Consider the following 1,290-nt stretch of genomic DNA (forward strand, 5'->3'; position numbering starts at 1 on the left):
GTTGATAGAAAACGCGGCAATCATAGTGAGGATGGACGCTAAAAGATGCAAAATTCCACAGCGTACAGCGAGAAATGCGGTGACCCAGCCAGTCATGCCACCAGCAATAATCGCCATACCGGTTGCAATCCAAGGGTTGATGCCTGCAACGATAGCTGTCGCAGCAACCGCGGCTCCCATAGGGAAACTACCATCAACACTTAAGTCAGGAAAATCAAGAACACGAAACGTAAGATATACGCCCAAAGCAACCAAGCCATAAATCAAGCCGATCTCAAGCGCGCCAAAAAAAGCAAATGCAGACATAACTGCTCCTTTCTGCATGTTCAGATCGCTAGCAGCGATCTGACGTTACAACTTTCAACTTAGGTCGAGGTAAAGAGAGCAATCCGCTCAGAAAAAACTTGCTCTTATAAACTTACGATTTACGAGCCCATTTTCATGCTGAGACAAATGGGCCTGAGAGAAAGAGTCCTTACCTCAAGATAAGTGATTTACTGCATGCTAGTCGCACGTTGAACAACAGAACTCGGCAGTTGGATGCCCAACTTAGAAGCGGCGCTCTCATTGATGACCAAATCCGAACCCGTTGCGACTTTTACATCCAGCTTTCCTGGCTCTTGACCATCAAGTATGGCTGCTACGTAATCTGCCGTTTGCACACCGACTTGGTAGTAGTCAAAACCAAGGCCAGCAATCGCACCTTTTTCAACATAAGATGTTGCACCGCCAAAGACTGGTTTTTTCGCTTGGTTCGCCGCGACAATCATGCCTTCGATCGCACTCGCTACAGTGTTATCCGTAGGCGCGTAAAGGATGTCTGATTTTGCTGCGATGGCTTGCGTAGCAGATTGAACATCGGCACTTTTCAAAGCAGTGGCTTCCACCACTGTAATGCCTTTCGCCTCTGCACTTTCTTTTAGAAGATTAACCAGCGTCACCGCATTCGCCTCGCCAGGGTTGAAGACGACACCAATGCTTTTGACTTGAGGAAGGATTTCTTGAATGAGCTCAACGTGCTGAGCCACTGGAGACAGATCTGATAAACCTGTTACGTTTTTGCCTGGCTGCTTCATCGATTTAACCAACTTGGCTCCTACCGGATCAGTCACCGCAGTAAACACAACAGGAATCGTACGAGTCGCAGAAACCAGTGCCTGCGCTGACGGCGTTGCAATACCGACTAGCACGTCTGGGCTCTCTCCCACGTATTGACGCGCAATTTGTACCGCAATTGTAGGGTTACCTTGTGCTGTTTTATAGTCGAATTCTAGGTTTTTACCCTCTTCA

General features: G+C 47.9%; 2 protein-coding genes. Both read right to left on the bottom strand.

Going from position 1 to position 1,290, the window contains the following annotated elements; all coding sequences use genetic code 11:
* Positions 1–306 (bottom strand): ABC transporter permease subunit (locus R7P67_RS24795; RefSeq protein ID WP_411912816.1); only part of this gene is annotated, 306 nt, incomplete at its 3' end.
* 188 nt (positions 307–494) lie between these two features.
* A partial coding sequence (locus R7P67_RS24800) for an ABC transporter substrate-binding protein (protein WP_318086314.1) occupies positions 495–1,290 on the bottom strand: 796 nt, incomplete at its 5' end.

It is taken from the genome of Vibrio sp. Vb0937 (genome assembly GCF_033338855.1).